Annotated in this window: 11 protein-coding genes; 8 read left to right on the forward strand and 3 right to left on the reverse strand. The window is 70.2% G+C overall.

Annotated features, from left to right (window positions below):
* The first annotated feature begins 22 nt into the window (after nt 1–22).
* A complete protein-coding gene (locus AD72_RS00390; protein ID WP_031464296.1) occupies nt 23–1,048 on the forward strand; it encodes a ketopantoate reductase family protein in 1,026 nt (341 codons plus the stop codon).
* 10 nt (nt 1,049–1,058) lie between these two features.
* Here the strand turns inward: AD72_RS00390 and AD72_RS00395 are convergent, their stop codons facing one another.
* Nucleotides 1,059–1,508 carry a MarR family winged helix-turn-helix transcriptional regulator gene (locus tag AD72_RS00395; RefSeq protein ID WP_031464297.1) on the reverse strand — a complete coding sequence of 150 codons (450 nt, stop codon included), beginning with the start codon at nt 1,506–1,508 and terminating at the stop codon, nt 1,059–1,061.
* A gap of 51 nt (nt 1,509–1,559) precedes the next feature.
* Here AD72_RS00395 and AD72_RS00400 point away from each other — a divergent pair, with 51 nt between their 5' ends.
* The 6 genes from AD72_RS00400 (at nt 1,560) to AD72_RS00425 (ending at nt 15,261) form a co-directional block, all read left to right on the forward strand.
* Nucleotides 1,560–2,186: a TIGR03086 family metal-binding protein gene (locus tag AD72_RS00400; RefSeq protein WP_031464298.1), complete on the forward strand. Its 627-nt coding sequence runs from the start codon at nt 1,560–1,562 to the stop codon at nt 2,184–2,186.
* A 566-nt stretch (nt 2,187–2,752) separates the two neighbouring features.
* Nucleotides 2,753–2,947 carry a hypothetical protein gene (locus tag AD72_RS00405; protein WP_031464299.1) on the forward strand — a complete coding sequence of 65 codons (195 nt, stop codon included), beginning with the start codon at nt 2,753–2,755 and terminating at the stop codon, nt 2,945–2,947.
* 224 nt (nt 2,948–3,171) lie between these two features.
* Nucleotides 3,172–13,269, forward strand: coding sequence for a non-ribosomal peptide synthetase (locus AD72_RS00410; protein WP_156364996.1), 10,098 nt, complete (start codon nt 3,172–3,174; stop codon nt 13,267–13,269).
* Nucleotides 13,270–13,271: 2 nt separating this feature from the next.
* The gene (locus AD72_RS00415; protein ID WP_156364997.1) at nt 13,272–13,490 is read left to right on the forward strand and encodes an MbtH family protein; all 219 of its coding nucleotides are present in this window, start codon (nt 13,272–13,274) and stop codon (nt 13,488–13,490) included.
* Entirely contained in the window at nt 13,487–14,443 is a 957-nt protein-coding gene (locus AD72_RS00420) for a daunorubicin resistance protein DrrA family ABC transporter ATP-binding protein (RefSeq protein ID WP_031464302.1), read from the forward strand. The genes AD72_RS00415 and AD72_RS00420 overlap by 4 nt, the downstream gene beginning before the upstream one ends.
* Nucleotides 14,440–15,261 carry an ABC transporter permease gene (locus tag AD72_RS00425; RefSeq protein WP_031464303.1) on the forward strand — a complete coding sequence of 274 codons (822 nt, stop codon included), beginning with the start codon at nt 14,440–14,442 and terminating at the stop codon, nt 15,259–15,261. The genes AD72_RS00420 and AD72_RS00425 overlap by 4 nt, the downstream gene beginning before the upstream one ends.
* Before the next feature lie 32 nt (nt 15,262–15,293).
* Here AD72_RS00425 and AD72_RS00430 read toward each other — a convergent pair whose 3' ends face one another.
* Nucleotides 15,294–15,893, reverse strand: a complete 600-nt coding sequence (locus AD72_RS00430) for a DUF6518 family protein (protein WP_031464304.1) — start codon at nt 15,891–15,893, stop codon at nt 15,294–15,296.
* A gap of 151 nt (nt 15,894–16,044) precedes the next feature.
* On the opposite strand from AD72_RS00430, the gene AD72_RS00435 reads away from it, so the two are divergent.
* Nucleotides 16,045–18,291 (forward strand): glycoside hydrolase family 2 protein, encoded by a 2,247-nt coding sequence (locus AD72_RS00435; protein WP_231644692.1) that lies wholly within the window; start codon nt 16,045–16,047, stop codon nt 18,289–18,291.
* A 99-nt stretch (nt 18,292–18,390) separates the two neighbouring features.
* Here the strand turns inward: AD72_RS00435 and lepB are convergent.
* A partial coding sequence (gene lepB / locus AD72_RS00440; protein ID WP_082468689.1) for a signal peptidase I occupies nt 18,391–18,711 on the reverse strand: 321 nt, incomplete at its 5' end.

An 18,711-nucleotide genomic window follows, 5' to 3' on the forward strand; every position in this document is an offset into this window, starting at 1 on the left:
GCATCACCGTTAGGATCCCGCCATGACTCGGTACGTGTTCCTCGGCGCCGGAGCGGTCGGCAGCGCGCTCGGCGGTCTCCTCACCCGGCAGGGCAGCGAGGTCCTGCTGGTCGCCCGCGGCGAACACGCGCGGCGGATGTCCGGGCACGGCCTGAGCCTGCGCTGCCCGGACACCGAATTCACCGTTCCCGTGCCGGTATCGACCGCGCCGGATCAGGCGCGCCTGACCAGCGAGGACGTGCTGGTGCTGACGACGAAGACCCAGCAGGCGGCCGCGGCGGTCGACGAGTGGGCCGATGTCCCGGTGCACGACCGTGCGGGCACCGTGCTGGGCCGGGCCGCGGATCTGTTGCCGATCTGCATCGCACTGAACGGTGTCTCCGGCGAGGAGATCGCGCTGCGCTATTTCTCCCGGGTGTTCGCGGTCTGCGTCTGGTTCCCGACGATCATGATCGAGCCGGGCGAGGTGCTGGTCCGGACCGCACCGTCGCGTGGGTTGTTTCATGTGAGTCGTTACGGTGCCTGCTCCGATCCCGCCGATAGCCCGCTGCTCGAGGAACTGGGCAGGGACTGGGCAGCGGCGGGCTGTCTTGTGCGGCAGCCGGACTCGGCACTGGCCTGGAAATACCGCAAACTGCTGACCAATCTCGGCAATGTGCTGCAGGCCCTGCTCGGGGACGCCTCGGGCGCCGAGAACCTGCGCCAGGCGATCGAGGCGGAGGCGGCGGCGATCCTGGAGGCCGCGGGGATTCCGGTCACCGGCGCGGAAGAGGCCCGGGCCGCGTGGCAGACCGAGGAGCTTTCCGTGCGCCCGGTGCCAGGGGAACCGGCCCAGATCGGCGGTTCCAGCTGGCAGTCGCTGGTCCGGGGCACCGGCTCGATCGAGACCGACTTCCTCAACGGGGAGATCGCGCTGATCGCCCGCCGGATCGGCCGCTCGGCGCCGATCAACGCCCGGCTGACCGCGCTCGCCAGGCGGGCCGCGCGGCAGGGCCTCCGGCCGGGCGCGATCGGTATCGAGGAACTGCGGGCGGAACTGCCGGTGTGACGGCTCGCCCTCAGCCGCCGGTGATCTCGTCCTCGGACAGCTCGGACAGGGTGCCGAGCGCGCGCAGGAAGGCCTGTCGCTGCCCAGCGGGGAGCAGGGCGAGCAGCCGGTCCTCGTTGGCCTGTATCCGATCCCGCACGGCGGCCCGCAGCGCGCTTCCGGACTCGGTGATGTGCAGCAGCCGCGCCCGCCGGTCGGCGGGATCGGGCTCGCGCGCGATCAGACCGGCCTCCTGCAGCTCGTCCAGGGTTCCGATGATCCGCGTCTTGTCCGCACCGATCTCCTTGGCCAGCGCGGCCTGGGTGCTCGCCGGGCACCGATCCAGCGCGTTCAGCACCACATAGCCCCACATGCTCACCCCGTGCGCGGCGAGCACCGGGCGTTCGGCCGCGATCAGGCCACGCACCAGTTGCCCGAGCATGGCGGCGAGGTCCGGGCGTTCTCCCTCCGTTCCGGTCATGCCGGGAAGATACACGTTGACCAATGATATGCACGTGCTTACGATAAGCACATGCATATCAATTATCTTGCCGAACAGACCTCGCGGCTGCGCGAACTCAACGCGACCGCGGTACGCACGAACATCGAACTGGTTTCGCACGCCCGGGCCGCGGACCTGACCCGGCCGACCCCCTGCGCCGGCTGGGCCTTCGCCGATCTGCTCGTGCACATGACCCGGCAGCACCACGGCTTCGCCGCCGCGGCCCGGGGCAGCACGGATCCCGAGGACTGGCGACCGCGCGCACTCGGCACCGATCCGGTGAACACCTATCGTGAATCGGCGGAACACTTGCTGAACTCGTTCGCCGCCGGGGACCTTTTCGAGCGGACCTTCGAACTGCCCGAGTTCGCCAGCCCGGAACCGTTTCCGGCGTGGCTCGCGGTCAGTTTCCACTTCCTCGACTATGTCGTGCACGCCTGGGATGTGGCGAAAACCCTGGATCTCGGACTCGAATTCGACCCCGGACTGCTGACGGTCGCGCTCGACATCGCCCGGATCGTGCCGACCGGAGAGCAGCGCGCGGCGGCCGGCTCCTCGTTCGGCCCGGAAATCAGCTATAGCGGGGAATCCGCACTCGAGGCCATCATGGCCCACCTCGGCAGGTCGCCGGAATGGGCGGGAACCACGGCCGCGTAGCCCGCGCGGCCACGGACATCACACTGTCCACAACGGACCGAACCGACCCGGCGAGCCACCCCCTCGACCAGCGCAGCAGCACGGCCATGCACGCGGTGATCCGCCCGCGTGCATGGCCGTTCCTCCGTTCGGCGGCAGCGACTGACGCACTCGGCGCACCCCTGGCATGTAACGAAAACCGCACTTCAGCGATGGCGTGACGACCCTCAGCACCCGGGTCCCCACCATGGGTGATGAGCACCGGAGATCACCCATGCCACCGGAAACGTGCGCGCAACATCTGAGACATTCGTACAAACCACGGTGAGCTCGCGGTATTCACGGAGAAATGAACCACCCGACATATTCGTGGTGGACCATTCGTCCCTTTTTTACCGTGTATGACGAGCGTCACCGCATCGGAGTCTTGGCCGGGCGTGGCTTTCCATTGCTAGCGTTGCCCCGTCAGCAGGTTTCTCCGCGAGGCAACGGTGCGATTTTCGCGGATCCGCTGCCTCATTTTATTTTCTGTTCCTAATGAGAGCCGCTGATTTATGTTGTCCATCGAATACGAATCGAGGTCACCAATGAACACGCTGAAGAAGGTGGGCGCCACCGCGGGCATCGGGCTCGCGCTCGCCCTCGGCGTCACCGCGCCGAGCATGGCCGCCGAAACCCACGGCGGGGTCCACTTCCAGGAGAAATGGCAGGGCATCGTGTGGCCGTGGACCCCGGTTCCGCCCGGGTGCCAGAAGAACATCATCTGGATGCAGTGCAAGTAATCCAGTAGCGGGTGGCGGCCCTCCACATTCCCGCTCTCCGTCCGGAGGGCCGCCACCTCACAAAAAACGCGCCTACCGACATAATTGGAAAAGGGCGCGGATAACGATCAGAAATACGTTTGCCAAACAGTCGGCGTATTGCTCCCCCACCATGGTGAGCGCGTCGAATATCGCTCGAACCTCTCAAGAAGTTGCTCGAGGAAACTCCGGAAAGCGGTGCGCTCGTGACCGAACCTCGTCCCATCCAGATCAGTGCCGAACACGAATCGCCACGCGAACTCCGACTCTCCGCCGCGCAGTCCGCGGTGTGGTACGGACAGCGGATCGACAGGCGGAACCCGATGTTCAACATCGCGCTCTACCTGGATGTACGCGGCGCGGTGGAGCTCGCCCGGCTCGGCGATGCCTTCGATGCGGTGCTCGGCGAGACCGAGGCGCTGCGCGCGCGGGTGCTCGCGCACGACGAGCAGCCGGTGCAGGTGCTCGACGCCCCGGGAACCGGTGTCCTCGACGTGCTGGATCTGCGCAGCGAGCCGGATCCGGTCGCCGCCGCGCTCGACTGGATGCGCGCGGAGCACGCCCAGCCGCTGAATCCGGTGCGCGGCGGGCTGTATCGGGCCGTGGCCTTGCACGTTGCCGAGGACCGGGTGCTGGTGTACCAGCGGGTGCACCACCTGATCATGGACGGCTACGGCGCCGCCCTGGTGCTCGCCCGCACCGCGGAGATCTACCAGGCGCTCAGCACGGGTTCCCGGCCACCGGAGTGCTCCTTCGGCACCCTCGCCGATCTGCTCGCCGAGGAGGACGCCTACCTGGCGGGCGCGGAGTACGCCGCCGACCGGCGGTACTGGCTGGACCGGTTCGCCGACCGGCCGGCCGCGAGCAGCCCGGCGCGCCGCGACGAGCCGATGGGGCACTCCTTCCTGCGGCACAGCACCGAGATCAGCGAAGCCGCGCGGATCGAGCTCGCCGGGACCGCGCGGGCGCTCGGTACCGGGATCGCCCCGCTGATCGTGGCCTGCTTCGCGCTCTATCTGCACCGGGTGACCGGGGACCGCGATGTGGTCTTCGGCCTCCCCGTTCCCGCGCGGCGCACCAAGACCGCACGGGTCACCCCGGGCATGCTGTCGAACATCCTGGCGCTGCGGCTGCGCGTGCACCCGGAAACGAGCATCGCCGAACTGGTGCGCTCCGCATCGGCCGAGATCCGCGCCGCGCTCCGGCATCAGCGCTACCGCAGCGAACGGCTGCGCGCCGAGCTCGGCTCCGCGGTGCTCGACGGCCCGACCATCAACATCCTTCCCCAGCAAGCGAAACTGCCCTTCGGTCCGCACGAGGCCAGCACGCACAACCTCGCCGTCGGCCCGGTCGAGGACCTCGCCGTCGTCGTGGAGCAACGCGCGGACGGGCTGCTGCTGAACCTGGACGCCAATCCCGGCCGGTACACCGCGGAGGAACTGGCCGGGCACGCCGAGCGGTTCGCCGCCGTGCTGCGCGCCGCCGCTGCCGATACCGGGGCACGGGCCGCGGACGTGGTGCTGCACGAGGAATTTCCGCTGGCCGCCGAATACGCCACCGCGGAGCCGACGATCCCGGACCTGTTCGCCACCCGGGTCGCCGAGACCCCGGAAGCGACGGCACTGCGGGAAAAGACCGCCGCGATCAGCTTCCGCGAGCTCGACGAATGGTCCAACCGGTTCGGCAATGCCCTGCTGGCCCGCGGGATCGGGAAAGGCGACACGGTCGCGGTGCTCGCCGACCGCTCCTGCGCGACGATCGCCGCGCTGCTCGGGGTGTTCAAATCGGGTGCGCGGTACCTGCCCGTCGATCCCGCCTATCCGGCCGAGCGCATCGCTTTCCTGCTCGAGGACGCGGAACCGGCGCTGGTGCTCGGCGCGAGCGAGCCCGGCCCCGGCGGGCTGAGCTTCGCGCAGTGCGCCGCTTTCCCGGCCACGCCACTGAGCTGCCCGGCGCCCGCCCCGGAGGACGCCGCCTATCTGGTGTACACATCCGGTTCGACCGGAAGGCCGAAGGGTGTCGTCGTCGAGCACGGCAGCCTCGCGAACCTGTTCGCGCACCAGCGCTCGGCGATGTTCGATCCGGCGCGCACGGCGACGGGTTCCCGGGCGCGGGTGGCGCACCTGGCCGGAACCGCGTTCGATGCCTACTGGGATGCCGTGCTGTGGCTCGCCGACGGGCACGAGCTGGTGCTGCTCGAGGACGAGGTGCGCACCGATCCGCAGGCCTGCCTCGACCGGCTCAGACAAGCCGGGATCGACGCACTCGGCACCACTCCCTCCTATCTGCGCCAGCTGCTCGCGAACGGCCTGCTCGACGGTGCGGGGCACCCTTCGGTGCTGTTCATCGGCGGGGAGGAGATCGATCCGGAGCTGTGGAACCGGCTCGGTTCGGTTCCCGGGCTGCTCGCGGTCAACCTCTACGGCCCGACCGAGACCTGCGTGGACGCGGTCACCGCGCGGCTCGCGGAACGCGAAACCCCGGCGATCGGGCAGCCGGTGCGCGGGATGCGCGCCTATGTCCTCGATTCCAGCCTGCGCCCGGCACCGGACGGGGTGCTCGGCGAGCTCTACCTGAGCGGGCCCGGTCTCGCCCGCGGTTACCACCGCCGCCCCGGCATGACCGCCTCGGCGTTCCTGGCGGATCCGTTCGCGGGCAACGGATCACGCATGTACCGCACCGGGGATCTCGCGGTGCGCTGCGCGGACGGCAGCATCGAGTTCGCCGGGCGGGCGGACCGGCAGGTCAAGATCCGGGGCCACCGCGTGGAACCCGGTGAGGTCGAGGCGCAGCTCGCCGCGCTCGAACCGGTGGACCGCGCGGCCGTCGCGGTGCGCGGAACCGAGGAGTCACGCAGGCTGCTCGCCTATGTTACGCCGTCCACTGTGGACACATCGGCGCTCGCGGAGCGGCTGGCCGGGCAGCTGCCCGCGCATCTGCTCCCGGCGCGGATCCTGGCCATCGCCGAGCTCCCGCTCACCGCGAACGGGAAGCTGGACCGCGACCGGCTCCCCGAACCGGAATCCGCACCGGCAACCGCATCGGCCAGCCACGCCGAACAGGTCTGCCGGGAGCTGTTCGCCGAGATCCTCGGGCTCGGCGCGGTGGGCCCGCAGGAGGATTTCTTCGCACTCGGCGGGCATTCCCTGCTCGCCACCCGGCTGCTGGGCAGCCTGCGCGAGGCACTGGGTGTCCGGCTGCCGATCCGGGCGCTGTTCGAATCGCCGACCCCCGCGGAGCTGGCCGCCCGCATCGAGCTCGGCCGTACGGTCACCGAGCAGGACCGCCGGCGCCCCGCGCTGTACCGCAGGCCGCGGGGACCGCGCCTGCCGCTTTCCGGCGCCCAGCGGCGCCTGTGGTTCCTGCACCGGATGGACGCGGCGGGCACCGAGTACCACATGCCCGCGCTGCTGCGGTGCACCGGAACGCTGGACCTCGGTGCGCTGCGGGCCGCACTCGGCGACCTGCTCGCCCGGCACGAGGCGCTGCGCACGGTGTTCGCCGAACAGGACGGCGAGCCATACCAGCGAGTGCTCGAAGCACCGGAAATCGCCCTGCCCTACGAGCATCCGCGGGACTGCGCCGCCCGGGTGCGCGCCGAACTGGACCGCCCGTTCGACCTGAGCACCGAACTTCCGCTGCGCGCGCTGCTGCTCGGCACCGGGGAGCACGAACACCTGCTGGTGCTGGTGATCCACCACATCGCGGGCGATGGCTGGTCGTTCACCCCGCTCGCCAGGGACCTCGGCACCGCCTACGCCGCGCGGACCAACGGTGAGCAGCCGGAATTCGAACCGCTCGAGGTGCAGTACGCGGATTACGCGCTCTGGCAGGCCGAACTGCTCGGGGATCGTGCGGACCCGGAGAGCCCGGCCGCCCGCCAGCTCGCCTTCTGGACTTCCGCACTCGCCGGGCTTGCCGAACCGGAGCTTCCGCTGGATCACCCGCGCCAGGGCACCCGGCGGCCCGCGGCCGGCTCGGTGCCGCTCGAGCTCTCCCCGCAAACCCACGTGCGCATCGCCGAGCTCGCCGCCGCGCACGGGGCGAGCACCTTCATGGTGCTGCACGCCGCGCTCGCCGCGTGGTGCCACCGGATCGGGGCGGGCACCGACTTCCCGATCGGCACCGCGATCGCCGGGCGCACCGAGCCCGCGCTCGCCGAACTGGTCGGGTTGTTCGTGAACACGCTCGTGCTGCGCGCCGACCTGTCCGGGGCGCCGAGCTTCACCGAGCTGCTGCGCCGGATCACCGAGACCGATCTGGCGGCCTTCGAAAACCAGGATCTCCCCTTCGATCAGGTCGTCGAGGCGCTCGCACCGCAGCGGATCCCGGGCCGCAACCCGCTGTTCGACGTGATGTTCACGCTGCAGAACAACGCGGCCGCCCAGCTCGAACTCCCCGGGCTCACCGTGACCCCGGCCCAGGGCGAGCCGGGCGCGGCGAAGTTCGACCTGTCGTTCAGCCTGCGCGAGACGTTCACCGAGGCCGGGGAACCGGCCGGGATCACCGGAACCCTGGAGTACGCGAGGGATCTGTTCGACCCGGCCAGCGCGGACGGGTTCGCAGCCACGTTCACCGCGCTCACCGGGGAACTCACCAGGGCGCCGCACCGCCCGGTCCGGTCCGCGGACCTGCTCGGTTCCCGGACCGGATCCCGGCTGCACGGCCCGGATTCCGCGCTGACCGGTGCCACGGTCGGAGATCTGTTCGCCGCGCAGTTGCATGCCCGCCCCGGGGAACGCGCCCTGGTCTGCGGGGCGGATGAGCTCACCTTCGCCGAACTGGATGCCCGCGCCGGAGAACTGGCCCGGTTGCTCGCCGGGAACGGGGTGCTGCCCGGCCGGACGGTCGCGGTCGCGCTGCCCCGCTCCGCGGACACGGTCGCCGCGCTGCTTGCGGTCACCCGGATCGGCGCGGTGTACCTGTCGGTGGACATCGAGTACCCGGACGAGCGGATCGCCTATCTGCTCGCGGATGCCCGGCCCGCCGTCGTGTTGTGCACCCGGGAGACCGCCGCCCGGTTCGGCGCGGAGGTTTCGGTACTGCACACCGATCAGCGGGCCCCGGAGGTCGAGCTGCCCGCCGGTCCGAGCGCGCAGGACCCGGCCTATCTGCTCTACACCTCGGGCTCGACCGGGAAACCGAAGGGCATCCTCGTCGAGCACGGTTCGCTGGAGAACCTGCTGCAGAATCACCGGCAGCGGCTGTTCCCCGCGCGGCGCGCGCGGGTGGCGCACCTTTCCGGGGTCGCCTTCGACGCGGCCTGGGATCCGGTGCTGTGGCTGCTCGAAGGCCACGAGCTGCACCTGATCCAGGAGCGGATGCGCCGCGATCCCGAGGCACTGCTCGACTATCTCGACCGGGAGGGCATCGACTTCTTCGAGACCACACCGTCCTATGTGGACCAGCTGGTTTCGGTTGGCCTGCTCGAATCCACCCGGCCGCGCATCCTCGCGGTCGGCGGGGAGGCGGTGGAGAAATCGCTGTGGGACCGGCTCGCCGCGGCCCCGCGGATCCGTGCGGTGAACATGTACGGACCCACCGAAACCTGCGTAGACGCGGTGTTCAGCGAGATCGGCGAGCGGGAGACCCCCGCGATCGGTTCCCCGGTGCCGAACACCACGGCCTACGTGCTCGACGCCGGACTGCATCCGGTCCCCGCGGGCGTACCCGGTGAGCTCTACCTCGCCGGTCCCGGGCTGGCCCGCGGCTACCACGGGCGGGGCGGGCTCACCGCCGAACGGTTCCTCGCCGACCCGTTCGCCTGCGACGGAACCCGCATGTACCGGACCGGGGACCTGGTACGGCTCGGCCCGGACGGGGCACTGGAATTCCTGTCCCGCACCGATGATCAGGTCAAGCTGCGCGGGTTCCGGATCGAGCTGGCCGAGATCGCCGCGGTGCTCTCCGGGGCGCCAGGGGTCGCGGCGGCCCGGGTACTCGTGCACGGGCAGCGGCTGCTCGGCTATGTGATCGGCACCGAAACCGAGGTGGACCTGGACGGGGTGCGCGCGCACGCCGCCCGCGCACTGCCGGAATACATGCGCCCGCACGGGATCGCGGTACTCGAGGAGTTCCCGCTCACCCCGAACGGCAAGCTCGACCGGGACCGCCTTCCGATCCCCGAGGCGCCCGCGGGCAGTGGCCGGGCGCCAAGGGACGCGGGTGAGGAACGGCTCTGCGCGCTGTTCGCGGCCACCCTCGGGCTGCGCGAGTTCGGCGTGGACCAGGACTTCTTCGCGGCCGGCGGGCATTCGCTTCTGGTGACGAAGCTGATCAGCCGCATCCGCACGGAGTTCGGCGTGGAACTCCCGCTGCGCACGGTGTTCGAGGCACCGACACCGGAGACGCTGGCGCAGTGCTGGTCGCAGGCGCGCACCGCAGGGCCCCGGCTGGTACCCGGACCGCGCCCGGAGCGGATCCCGCTTTCCTACGCACAGCTGCGGATGTGGTTCCTCAACGACTTCCAGGGCGCGGACGGCGGCTACAACATCGCGATGGCGGTGACCCTGCGCGGGGAGCTCGATCGCCCGGCGCTGCACGGGGCGATCACCGATCTGTTCGCCAGGCACGAGAGTCTGCGCACCCTCTACCGCAGCGTGGACGGGCAGCCGTACCAGCTGGTGCTCGGTGCCGAACTGGCCAAACCGCCGCTGCCACTGGTGGATGTGGAACCCGAGCAGCTCAGCGGAGCACTGGCCACCGATGGAGCGGAGGGTTTCAAGCTCGAGGGGGAACTGCCCGCGCGGGCCAAGCTGCTGCGGCTCGGCGAGCGCGAGCACGTGCTGCTGTTCGTGGTGCACCACATCGCCTCGGACGGCGCCTCGACCGCCCCGCTGGCCCGCGATCTGGCCGAGGCCTACCGCAGGCGGATGGGATACGCCGAACCGCCCCGGCCGCCGCTCGGCGTGCAGTACGCGGATTACGCGCTGTGGCAACGGAAGGCGCTCGGCGGTGAGGACGAACCGGACTCCCCGGTGCGCGCCCAGCTCGACTTCTGGACCCGCACCCTCGCCGGTCTTCCCGAGGAACTGGCGCTGCCGCACGACCGGCCGCGGCAGGCGAATCCGGCCCACCACGGCGGAATGGTGCGCTTCGACCTTTCCCCGGAGACCTATTCCCGGATCACCGCGCTGGCCACCGGGCACGGGGCGAGCGTGTTCATGGTGTTGCACGCCTGCCTCGCGGTGCTGCTCTCCCGGCTGAGCGGGGAAACCGATCTGGCGATCGGCACCCCGGTCGCCGGGCGCGGGGACGAGGCGCTCGAGGAGCTGGTCGGCCTGTTCGTGAACACCCTCGCGCTGCGCACCGACCTCTCCGGGAATCCGGGCTTCACCGAGCTGCTTGCCAGGGTCCGGGACGGCGACCTCGCCGCGTTCGACAACCAGGAGGTGCCCTTCGAACGGGTCGTGGAGGCGCTGGCCCCCGCACGATCCCTCGGCAGGCATCCGCTTTTCCAGGTGATGCTCACCCTGGAGAACAACACCCGCCCGGAGCTCTCCCTACCCGGCCTGGAGGTGGAGATCGCGGAGTTCGACAGCGCGGGCGCGGCCAAGTTCGACCTCTCGCTCTCGTTCACCGAACGGGACGCGGGGCTGGCCGGAACCCTGGAGTTCAACGCGGACCTGTTCGACGCGGTGACCGCGCGGGAGATCGCCGACCGGTTCTCCGCACTCGTCGAGCAAGCGGTCACCGCACCGGAGCGGGCGATCGGCGATTTCGAGCTCACCCTGCCCGGTGAACGGGACCGGCTGTCCGCGGCGGCCCGTGGTGTGCGGGTGGTCCCCGAGGGCCCGACCGTGGTGCACGCGTTCGAGCGGATGGCCGCACAGGCGCCCGCGGATGCGGTCTCGGTCGTCTGCGAGGACGAGGTACTGCGCACCGCGGAACTCGATGCGCGGGCGAACCGGATCGCGCGGCTGCTGCACGCCCGCGGGGTACGCCGTGGTTCGGCGGTCGCGGTGGCGGTGCCCCGTTCCGTGCGCACCGCGGTCGGCATGCTCGCGGTGCTCAAGGCGGGCGCGGTGTACGTGCCCATCGACATCGGCTACCCGAGCGAACGCATCGAGGCGGTGCTCACGGACGCGGATCCGGACCTGGTGCTGACCGAGACCGGGGTTCCGCTGCCCGCCGGGTATTCCCGGGTGGAACTGGACACCGACCCCGAGGACGGGTTCTCCGGAGCGGAACTGGAGACCGAGCGGCCGCGCGGCGCCGATCCGGCGTATCTGATCCACACCTCCGGATCGACCGGTCGCCCCAAGGGAGTACTCGTCCCGCACGCGGGCCTGGTGAATCTGCTGCACCAGCACCGTGGTGAGCTGTTCGGCCCGGACCGGTTGCGGGTGGCGCTGACCGCGGCGATCTCCTTCGACGCATCCTGGGATCCGTTCCTGTGGATGGTCGCCGGGCACGAGCTGCACATCCTGGCCGAGCGGCACCGCAAGGATCCCGAGGAACTGGTCGGCTATCTGCACGAGCAGCGCATCGATTCGGTCGAGGTCACCCCGACGCAGCTGCGCCAGCTCGACGCGGCCGGGCTGTTCGATTCCGCGCACTCCCCTTCGGTGGTCACCGTCGGCGGGGAGGCGATCTCCGCACAGGGCTGGATCCGGCTGCGGGACCTGGACGGGGTGCGGGCGCAGAACTACTACGGCCCCACCGAGACCTGTGTCAACGCGATGGCCGCGCGCATCGAGCACGGAGATCGCCCGCATCTGGGCCATCCGATCGTGAACACCGATGCCCATGTACTGGACGCGCGGCTACGGCCGGTGCCGTTCGGGGTGGCCGGTGAGCTCTACCTCGCCGGGGCCGGTATCGCGTACGGCTACCTCAACCGGACCGGGATGACCGCGGAGCGGTTCGTCGCGGATCCGTTCGCGGGCAACGGAACCCGTATGTACCGCACCGGGGACAGGGTGCGCAGGCGCCGCGACGGGAACCTGGAATTCCTCGGCAGGACGGACAATCAGGTCAAGGTCCGCGGGTTCCGGATCGAACTCGGCGAGGTGGAGTCGACGCTGCTCGGCCAGCCGGGCATCAGCGAGGCCGCCGTGCTGGTGCGCGGGGAGGCGCTGGTGGCCTATGTGGTCACCGACACCGAGGATGTGCGCTGGCTGCGCGCCGCCCTTTCCCGGACGCTGCCGGAGTACATGGTGCCCTCGGTGTTCGTTGCGGTTCCCGCGCTTCCGTTGACGCCCAACGGAAAGCTCGACCAGTCCGCGCTACCGAGCCCGGGCCGCAGCACCGAACTCGCCGGGCCGCGCTCGCCGAAGGAGGACGTGCTCTGCCGCCTGTTCGCCGACGCGCTCGGCCTGGAACGGGTCGGTATCGACGAGAGTTTCTTCGAGCTGGGCGGGCATTCGCTGCTGGCGAGCAAGCTCATCGCGGATGTGCGCGAGACGCTCGGGGTGCGGCTTTCCATCCGCAGGCTCTTCGAGTATCCGACCGTTGCCGGACTGGCGGACAAACTGCGGGACGCGGGCGGGGACGACTCGTTCGAGGTGCTGCTTCCCTTGCGCACCACCGGATCGCGACCGCCGCTGTTCTGTGTGCACTCGGCTTCGGCACTGGCCTGGCCGTATGCCGGGCTGCTCCGGCACCTGCCCGGCGATCAGCCGCTCTACGGTCTGCAGGCGCGCAAGCTCAGCGAGCCCGGATACACCCCGGCGAGCCTGACCGAGATGGCGCTGGACTACCTGGAGCAGATCCGCCGCATCCAGCCGCACGGGCCCTATCATCTGCTCGGCTGGTCGCTCGGCGGGAACATCGCGCACGAGATGGCGGTGCGGCTGCAGGAATCCGGGGAACAGGTGGCGCTGCTGACCATCGTGGACTCGCATCCGCACGCTTCCTCGGACGGGCTGGCGACGGTGAGCGAGCCGGAGCTGTTCCAGTCCTATCTACGGCTGCAGGGCCACGATGTGCCCGAGGACTGGTACCCGACGCGGGCCGAGGTGCGCGAGCTCTACCAGCGCACCGGAAACCCGCTCGGCAGCCTGGACGAGGAGGCGATCGGGGCACTGGTCGCGGCGTTCTCCTCGCACGGCGACATTCTCAACGGCGCGGAGATCGGCACCTACCACGGGCCGACCCTGTTCTTCGGCACGCAGGAGGATTCCCCCTTCGACCGTGGCTGGGGCGAGTACCTGAACGGCCCGGTCGAGCACCACAACGTGCCGTTCCCGCACACGCTGCTGATGCGGCCGCCCGCGCTGCAACAGCTCGGCCCGGTGCTGGCGAGGCGACTGCGCACGGCACAGGACGAGATCACCCAACAACGGACGAGTATCGGGAGCTGAGCATGGCCGATCGCGTGACCAATCCGTTCGAGGCGCAGGACGAGGAATACCTCGTGCTCGTCAACCACGAAGGGCAGTACTCGCTGTGGCCGCAGTGGTGTGCGGTGCCCGGCGGCTGGACCGTGGCCTATGGCCCGGACGAGCGCGCCGCCTGCCTGGAGTACGTGGAGCGCACCTGGACCGACATCACCCCGCGCAGCCGCACGGCCGGTGCCCGATGACCGCGCACGTGCGCATCGAGGACCTGCACAAGTCCTTCGGCGGCAAACCGGCACTGCGCGGGGTGGACCTGGCCATGCGCGGCGGTGAGGTGTTCGCGCTGCTCGGCCGCAACGGCGCGGGGAAGACGACCACGGTGCGGATCCTGACCACCCTGCTGCGCCCGGATTCCGGCCGGGTGTTCGTCGCCGGGCACGATGTGCTGCGCACCCCGGACCGCGCCCGTTCCGCGATCGGGGTTTCCGGGCAGTACGCGGCGGTCGACGAGAAACTCACCGGGTTCGAGAACCTGTACCTGGTCGCGCGGCTGTACGGGATGCGCCGGGCGCGGGCGGCGGACCGGACGAGGGAACTGCTCGCCCGGTTCCATCTGGACACCGTGATGCACAACCGCGCGGGCAGCTATTCCGGTGGTATGCGGCGGCGCCTCGACCTGGCCGGTGCGCTGATCGCCGAGCCCTCGCTCGTGGTGCTGGACGAGCCGACGACCGGGCTCGATCCGCAGAGCAGGCAGGACACCTGGGCGCTGGTGCGCGATCTCGCGGCCAAGGGCACCACGGTACTGCTGACCACGCAGTACCTCGAGGAGGCCGATCAGCTCGCGGACCGGATCGCGGTGCTCGAGGACGGCGCGGTGGTCGCCGAGGGCACCGCGGACGAACTCAAGCGCATGGTCGGCGGGGAACGCATCGAGCTCGTGCTCGCCGAGGCACGCGATATCCCCGCCGCGGAACAGATCCTCGCCGAGATCGGGGACACCGTGCCGCACGTGGACGAAAGCGCGCGGCGGCTCGAACTGCGCACCGAGAGCGGGCAGATCGCGCTCGCCGATGTGGTCGCCCGGCTGAACATGCGCGCGATCCCGGTGCTCGATCTCGGACTGCGCCGGGCCACGCTCGACGATGTCTTCCTCGCGCTCACCGAGGAACCGGCTGCCAAGGAGGTTCCGGCATGACCGTGCTCAGCGCCCCCGCCGGCGGACTGACCCGGATCGCGCGCGATGCGGGCAGCCTTGCCTGGCGCAACCTGCTCAACATCCGGCGCACCCCCGGTTCCCTGCTGGCCAGCATCGTGCAACCGGTCATGTTCGTCGTGCTGCTCGCCTATGTGTTCGGCGGCAGCCTCGGCGGTCCCGCCTATCGCGAGTACATTCTCGCCGGGATCTTCGTGCAGACCGTGACCTTCAACGCCTCGTTCACCACCATCGGGCTGGCCAACGATCTGCAGAAGGGGCTCGTGGACCGGTTCCGCGCGCTGCCCATGTCCCGGCTCGCGGTGATCCTCGGGCGCACCAGTTCCGATCTCACCACGAGTGTGCTCAGCCTGCTGGTCACCACCGTGTGCGGGCTGGCCATCGGCTGGCGCATCCGGGGCAGCGTGCTCGACGCCGTCGCGGCCTACCTGCTCGTACTGTTGTTCGCCTTCGCCATGTCCTGGGTCGGCGCGTACATCGGGCTGGTCGCGCCCAGCGTGGAGGTCGCGCAGAGCCTCGGGCTGATCTGGCTCTTCCCGGTCACCTTCATCTCCACCAACTTCGCCTCGGTGGTCGCGATGCCCGAGCCGCTGGGCAGTATCGCCGCGTGGAGCCCGATCAGCGCCGTGTCCACCAGCGTGCGGCACCTGTTCGGGAATCCGGCCCCCGCGGGGCTGCCGCAACCGGACGGCTGGCCCGCCCAGCACGCCCCGCTGTACGCGGTGTTGTGCTGCGTCGGGTTGATCGCGGTGTTCATGACCCTGGCGGTGCACCGCTACCGGCGGGTGGCGAGCCGCTGACCGTGCGGGGACTGCCGCGTCGGCAGAACTGATCAGGTGAGCAGCAGGGCGGCCGGATAGCCCGCCGCGGCCACGAGGATGGTGACGCCGATACCGAGCAGCACGTTGCCGCTCCTGCGTACGAGGATTCCGGTCAGCAGTGCGATACCGGCCAGGATGGCGAGTACCCAGTAGATCCATCCGGTGGTGTCCGCGATCGCGATCAGTCCGTAGCTGCCTTCCCCGATCGCGATCCCGGCCAGCAGCCCGGCGCCGAGGGCAGCTCTGCGGGGTTCACCGCGCAGCCAGCAGGCGGCGATCCCCACGAACGGTCCGGCCAGCAGGCCGATCAGCCCCCAGAACCAGGGGTGGTAGGTGAATCCGCGCAGTTCCGCGGCGATGGTGTAGCCGAGGACGAGCGTGCCGAACCCGATGACGCCGTACACCGCCGAGACCGCGGTCTCCTGCCGGGTCAGCCACACCAGCAGCGCGGTGATCAGGGTCCAGCCACTGACCGAGTTCGCCAAGGGCGCCAGGGCGAACGGCAGCAACCCGCCTTGCGCGAACGAAGTGGCGGCACCGAGCAGGAGACCGGCGAGCAGCACGGCAACACCGCACGACAGGACATACCGGATCTTGGCAGGGGCAGGCATCGAGGCGGGAGCCTACCGGTGTTCCACGGATTCCCCCAGGACACCGGGTCGACAGTGGTGTCATCCGGAAAAGATCTTCTAAGCTGTGCCGGGTGGAACTCGGGTTGCACGACCAGCTCGGCGGGCGCGCGATGCGCTCGGGGACGCGCCGATGACCGAGTCCCCGAAGTGGTCACGCCGCAGGCTCCTTGCCGCGGGCGGTATCGGCCTGCTCGGGCTCGCCACCGCCGGTCCCGCGGTACTGCAGAACTTCTCCGAGGCCGCGGAGCCGCTCGGTCCGCAGTGGTTCTGCGGCCCGTATCAGGGCGGTCCGGTGCTGGACACCCAGGGAACGCCGATCACCCTTCCGCATTGTCCGGTCATGCTGTCCTGGCGGGACTGGCGGCCGACTGCCTGGGAGCGCACCTGGGTGTATCGCTGCCGGTTCGACGCCCCGCCCGCCGAACGGCTCTTCCTCGACATCGGCGCGGCGCTGACCAGCTCGGTGGTGTACCTCAACGGGCAACGGCTCGGTAGCCGGATCGGCGGGTACCTGCCGTACACCCTCGAACTGACCGAGCTGCTCGGCCCGCAGGACAACGAGCTGGTGGTGGTCGTGGACGGCCGGTGGCAGCAGAACGTGCCACCGAACCGGCCGCATGCCAGGAACCCCTCCGCGATCGACTTCTACCAGCCGGCGGGCATGTACCGGCCCGCCCGATTGCGTGCCGAAGCCGCGCTGTACGTGCGGGATGTGTTCGCCAAACCGGTGGATGTGCTCGACGAAGGACGGCGGCGCGTCGAGGTGACCGCCGCGCTGAACACCACGCGTCCGCCCGCCGAACCCGTGACGGTCTCCGCCGAACTACTCGACGGCGAGCGGGTGCTGGCGGCGGTGAGCACCAGGACGCGGATCGGCGCGCCCGGCGAACACCAGGTGCGGCTCACTCTTTCCGGGCTGGCCGGGATCCGGCTCTGGGATGTCGAGGCGCCCGAGCTCTACCGCGTCCGGGTTCGGGTGCGCGACAGGGTGGAGCGCACCGTGCGGATCGGGTTCCGGGAGGCGCGGTTCCGCGAGGACGGGTTCTATCTCAACGGCCGCCGGCTGCAGCTGTTCGGGCTGAACCGGCACCAGTGGTATCCGTACACCGGTGGCGCGATGCCGGACCGGGTGCAGCGCAAGGACGCCGAGATCCTGCGCGGGGAACTGGGCTGCAATATGGTCCGCTGCTCGCACTATCCGCAGTCCGAAGCGTTCCTGGACGCCTGCGATGAGCTCGGCCTGCTGGTCTGGGAGGAGGCGCCCGGCTGGGATTATCTCGGCGATGTGATCTGGCGCGCCCGCTCCCGCCGGGATGTGCGGGACATGGTGCTGCGGGACCGGAATCACCCCTCGATCATCATCTGGGGCACCCGGCTCAACGAGACCGGTGAGGACACCAAGCTGTACACGGTCACCGACGAGATCGCCGAACGACTGGACGGAACCCGGCCCACCAGCGGGGCGGTCCGGTACATGAAGCGCGAGGCGAAACGGGCCCGCGCCTATGCCAGTGCGCGGCGCAGCCAGGATGTCTTCGCCTACAACGACTACAGCGATCCGCGCACCGGGCTGCAGCCGCCCCGCGCGGACCTGCCCTATCTGGTGACCGAGGCCGTCGGGGCGATGATCGGTCCCGGGCATTACCGGCGCACCGATGCGGCGCACCTGCAGTCCGTCCAGGCCCTGCTGCACGCCGCCGCGCACGATGCGGCCGCCTCCGATCCGGAGTACTGCGGGCTGCTCGCCTGGTGCGCCTTCGACTACCCGTCCTCCTGGAAACACTCCATCGACGCGATGAAATGGGCCGGGGTGTGCGATTTCTTCCGCATCCCGAAGCTCGGCGCCGCGTTCTACCGCGCGCAGCGCGATCCGGAACGCGAAGCGGTCGTCGAACCGGGATTCTATTGGGATTTCGGGAAACCACTCCCCGAACACGGACCGGGCAGGCGCGCGCTCATCTATTCGAACTGCGAGACGCTGACCCTGGCCCTGGATGACGGGCCGCCACGGGAACTGCACCGGGATCGCGAACAGTTCCCGCATCTGCGGTTCCCGCCGTTCCGCGCCGATCTGGAATTCCCCGGGCACCGGCCGGTGGAACTGCGCCTGGACGGCCTGCTCGGCGGCCGGACCGTGGTCACCCGCCGGTTCTCCGCCGACCGTTCGGCCGACCGGCTCGAAGCGGTCTGCGACGACGGCGAACTGCGCGCCGACGGGGCGGATGCGAGCAGGCTGGTGCTGCGCGCGGTGGACCGCTTCGGCGCGCAGCGCACACACGCCTCCGGGGACGTGCTGCTCGAATCCACCGGCCCGGTGCTGATCATCGGCGACAACCCGTTCCCGATCGGCCGTACCGGCGGCGCGGGCGCGGTCTAGTTGCGCACCATGGCCGGCGAGCCGGGGCCGATCACCGTGCGAGCCAGGCATCACCTGCTCGGCGGCGCGACCGTCCGGCTGCGGGCACGCTGATCACCCTCACGGCATCGCATGCGGATCATCGGTGCGCACACCCTGCCAGCGCGCAGGCGGCCAGATGATGAACTGCGCCTTGCCGATCACGTTGTCCACCGGAACCGTGCCGCGAAGCGGGTCGGCCTCCGCTCCGTTCTGGTACCGCGAATCCTCGGAATTCTCGCGGTTGTCCCCCATCACCCACAACTGCCCCTGCGGGATCTTCACCGGCCCGAACGGAGCTCGCCGGTCCTCGAGCCCCGGCTGGTGGTAGATGTAGGGCTCGTTCAGCGGTTTGCCGTCCACCAGCACCCGGTTCTGCGCGTCGCAACAGGAAACCGTCTG

The organism is Sciscionella sediminilitoris, assembly GCF_000737195.2.
Classification (GTDB): Bacteria; Actinomycetota; Actinomycetes; order Mycobacteriales; family Pseudonocardiaceae; genus Sciscionella; species Sciscionella sediminilitoris.

Excerpts from the sequence above, each read along its gene's own strand:
- AD72_RS00390 (WP_031464296.1), top strand. The coding sequence starts at position 23 with ATGACTCGGTACGTGTTCCTCGGCGCCGGAGCGGTCGGCAGCGCGCTC.
- AD72_RS00395 (WP_031464297.1), bottom strand. The coding sequence starts at position 1,508 with ATGACCGGAACGGAGGGAGAACGCCCGGACCTCGCCGCCATGCTCGGG.
- AD72_RS00400 (WP_031464298.1), top strand. The coding sequence starts at position 1,560 with ATGCATATCAATTATCTTGCCGAACAGACCTCGCGGCTGCGCGAACTC.
- AD72_RS00405 (WP_031464299.1), top strand. The coding sequence starts at position 2,753 with ATGAACACGCTGAAGAAGGTGGGCGCCACCGCGGGCATCGGGCTCGCG.
- AD72_RS00415 (WP_156364997.1), top strand. The coding sequence starts at position 13,272 with ATGGCCGATCGCGTGACCAATCCGTTCGAGGCGCAGGACGAGGAATAC.
- AD72_RS00420 (WP_031464302.1), top strand. The coding sequence starts at position 13,487 with ATGACCGCGCACGTGCGCATCGAGGACCTGCACAAGTCCTTCGGCGGC.
- AD72_RS00425 (WP_031464303.1), top strand. The coding sequence starts at position 14,440 with ATGACCGTGCTCAGCGCCCCCGCCGGCGGACTGACCCGGATCGCGCGC.
- AD72_RS00430 (WP_031464304.1), bottom strand. The coding sequence starts at position 15,893 with ATGCCTGCCCCTGCCAAGATCCGGTATGTCCTGTCGTGCGGTGTTGCC.
- AD72_RS00435 (WP_231644692.1), top strand. The coding sequence starts at position 16,045 with ATGACCGAGTCCCCGAAGTGGTCACGCCGCAGGCTCCTTGCCGCGGGC.